The following is a 3,429-nucleotide window of genomic DNA, read 5'->3' as shown; positions in this document are numbered from 1 at the left end:
TTTGAACACGAAAGTGTTCAAAATTAATTAGCAAAAGGTGTTCAATTTTACTTGACGGTTACACCCCATCCATCATGCAACATGGACGCTTTCAAGTTTCAGCAAGCGTTTATGCGAATGGGCGTACGAAATTTATGATACGATCATTCATTCAACTCTCGGAGAAAGTCCGCGTGATGCCTACCTGAATGGAATTGCAAGCACGGGAAATCGACGATTTACCTATATTGGTTACGATGATACCTTTCACATGATGACACTGCCCTCTACAAAAAAGGGAACGGCTAGGGTCGACTCAACACGTGGAGTAAAAATTAACGGAAGATATTATTGGTCAGAATCATTACGTAATCCATTTCTTGAGGGAACACAAATTCCCGTAAGGTATGACCCTTATAACATGGGAGTTGGATATGCATATATAAAAAATAATTGGGTTGAACTTATTTCAGAGTACTTTTCTGTATTTGTTAATTGTACAGAACGAGAAGTAAAAATTGCATCCGATGAATTGCGTAGAAGAATTAAGCTAAGTGGAAAACAATCTGATGTTACCAGTAGCCAACTTGCCCAATTTTTAAGATCAACAGAAGCCGAAGAACTATTACTTCTTCAACGTTTACGTGATGGGGAGGTAAAGCAAGCATTTCACGTAATTGAGGGTGGAATGTCTGAAAATACGATAAAAAAGAAAAAAGATAAAATTGTGGAGATATCACTCAATAAAGATTCTAATAAAGATTCTAATAAAGATTCCATTAAAAACATTCTAAGTCATCTTGAATTATATGAGGAGTTTTAAATGATGACGATGAACAAAGGTTTTCCGGAAGGTTTACTAAGTAAATCAATCGAGGAAAGAGTTGATTACTTTAACAAATATACAGTTAGTCATCCCATCTTGAGGGAAGTTTTTGACCAGTTATTGAAGGCGATTCGGAACTCGCAACGTTCAATAATCCTTGTCTATGGCCCATCTGGAGTTGGAAAATCAACATTGTACACTCGGATGTTAAAGAAACTTACGGAAGACGCTTTGCCTTTAATAGAGAAAGATCCCGGAATGATTCCAGTAGTAGGTCATGAGGCAATATCACCTGATAGTGGAAATTTTGACTGGAAAGATTTTTTTGTACGTACTCTAGAATTACTAATGGAACCTTTGATAGATCATAAAGTTGAGTTCAGACGTTCTCCACACGTCAAAGAAGATAAGACAAGAACGATGAGAAATGCACTGGAAAAGACTCTGCTCTATCGTAAACCTTCTGCATTTCTCATTGATGAAGCTCAACATCTTACAAAAATGACCAGTTCAAGAAAACTAAGAAATCAAATGGATACGATAAAATCACTCGCGTCTAAGTCTAAAGTGCCTCATGTTCTAATAGGAACTTATGAGCTGCTGCCTTTTCGTAATTTAAGTGGACAGTTAACTAGAAGAGGAAGTGACATCCACTTTCCACGTTATCGTGCAGAGGAATCACATGAGGTACAATCTTTTATTAATGTTCTATGGACATTTCAAAGACAAATGCCTATAGAAAATCAACCAGATTTAATAAATAACTGGGAGTTCTTTTATAAAAGGAGCATTGGGTGCATTGGGATATTAAAAGATTGGTTATCTCTAACTTTACAGATTAGGTTAGAAGAAGGGGCAAAAACAATTACAATGGACGATTTTCAAAAATATGCTCATTCGATTGAACAATGCTTAAAAATGGCTAGGGAGGCAAGAGAGGGTGAGGCACAATTAGAGGAGAACCAAGAAAAAATAAGTGATTTGGATCGAATATTAGGTATTGGACAGGTAGACAACTCAGACAACTCTGAGTCGGAAAGAAAATACAAAAATAAGAGAGCCGCGTCTATAGTGGGACAACGTAACCCTAAGCGAGATAAAGTAGGGGAAGGTGTGTGAGTGATATACGAGAACGAGAAATATATGATTCCTGGGACTTAAATATCCCGCAACTACCAAATAGGAGTATACTGTTCCACTTAGAGCCGATGGGGATGAATACGAGCCATGTTGAGAGTTTAACCGGGTATATGATTCGCTTGGCTGAGGCACATTGTGTACCCCTTACCAAGCTTTATCGTAAGGTGATATATCCATATATCAATAAAAAGTACTTGATTCTGAATGCTACTGTATTTTTTGAAAAATGTAGAACGGCAAACGGATTAGGAGTTGCTGCGACAGATCTCGTTTATGCTTTAAGTATGCTAACGAAAAGAGATGACCTTAGTAATCTTACATTAATAAATTGGAACAACTTTATTCCATGGAATGGATTATTACGTGATTATCGTGTATGGTGCCCATTATGTTTTCAAGAATTATCGGATAATGGCCAGACAATTTACGAGCAATTAATTTGGAAATTCAAATCTATTGAATTGTGTTCAATTCATCAGACAAGATTAGTGTCTGAGTGCCATTTTTGTAAGTCTAGCTCACAAGCAGTCATTTCTACTAAATCTCGTGTTGGGTATTGTTCAAAATGTGGAGCATGGTTGGGCCAGGATAATGATTTTTACGAAGCCGATCCAATAACAGAAGAAGAAATGTTGTGGCATAAATGGGTGACTGATAATGTGGGGTCACTCTTTAAGCAACTCCCACCGCCACATATAGTCGGACAAGAAGGGTATGCAGCGAAATTCATTAAACAGGTTGTTGATGAACGATTAAAAGGGAGTATGAATGAATTTTCTTACCTACATGGAGTGGAATCCAAAAGTATTTCGAATTGGTATTATGGAAGAGTTACCCCGTCACTCGATGCATTGTTAAAAATTGGATTCGTTTATGAGGTACCACTTCTTGAAATTTTTAATCAAAATGTAACTTTGAAATATATATCCAAAAAACATATAAATACCAAAATAACACCATATAGCCAAAAATGGGTGTTTAAAGAAATTGAGGAAGAAAAAATAATATCTTATTTAGAGCAAGTCCTGTCAATTGATACGCCCCCGTTTCCTTCGATGGTTGAGGTGAGTCAAAATATTGGGATCAGTGCTAAAAGACTAAGATATAGGTTCCCTAATCTGTGTAAGCAGATATCAGAGAACTACATGAAAGAACTTCATCGTCAAAAGAAAGAGAATGATGAGAATAACCTGAAACAAGTGAGGCATATTACCATAGAGTTACACGAAAAAGGGATATACCCTCATTTTAGAACAGTTAGGGATGTAAATCCAAAAATGTTTTGGACGCCCAATAGTTACAGTGTTTGGAGAAATACTATGATTGAATTGGGGCTACGGAAATAAACGAGGTTCAAGATTAACATTAAAATGACGATTATTTAATCGAATATAAAGTATAGGAGTTCAGATACTCCTATACTTTAAAATAATTCACTTATATTCCACTTTTATTTGATCTTGATAATAATTAATATTATTAAT

Annotated in this window: 3 protein-coding genes; all 3 read left to right on the top strand. The window is 36.0% G+C overall.

Translation table 11 applies throughout. From position 1 onward, the window contains the following. Positions 1-250: 250 nt before the first annotated feature. The 3 genes from ADS79_RS03220 to ADS79_RS03210 are packed head-to-tail and all read left to right on the top strand — an operon-like array spanning position 251 to position 3,291. A complete protein-coding gene (locus ADS79_RS03220; protein WP_049737002.1) occupies positions 251-802 on the top strand; it encodes a Mu transposase C-terminal domain-containing protein in 552 nt (183 codons plus the stop codon). Beyond that, positions 803-1,924: an ATP-binding protein gene (locus ADS79_RS03215; protein ID WP_084765602.1), complete on the top strand. Its 1,122-nt coding sequence runs from the start codon at positions 803-805 to the stop codon at positions 1,922-1,924. Continuing rightward, positions 1,921-3,291: a TniQ family protein gene (locus ADS79_RS03210; RefSeq protein ID WP_049737001.1), complete on the top strand. Its 1,371-nt coding sequence runs from the start codon at positions 1,921-1,923 to the stop codon at positions 3,289-3,291. The genes ADS79_RS03215 and ADS79_RS03210 overlap by 4 nt, the downstream gene beginning before the upstream one ends. Positions 3,292-3,429 lie beyond the last annotated feature (138 nt).

The organism is Brevibacillus reuszeri (genome assembly GCF_001187725.1).
GTDB lineage: Bacteria > Bacillota > Bacilli > Brevibacillales > Brevibacillaceae > Brevibacillus > Brevibacillus reuszeri.
This window is presented reverse-complemented; position numbering and strand designations above follow the sequence as displayed.

Bases quoted from the DNA above. Each gene is read 5' to 3' on its own strand.
- ADS79_RS03220 (WP_049737002.1), top strand. From the start codon at position 251: ATGATGACACTGCCCTCTACAAAAAAGGGAACGGCTAGGGTCGACTCA.
- ADS79_RS03215 (WP_084765602.1), top strand. From the start codon at position 803: ATGATGACGATGAACAAAGGTTTTCCGGAAGGTTTACTAAGTAAATCA.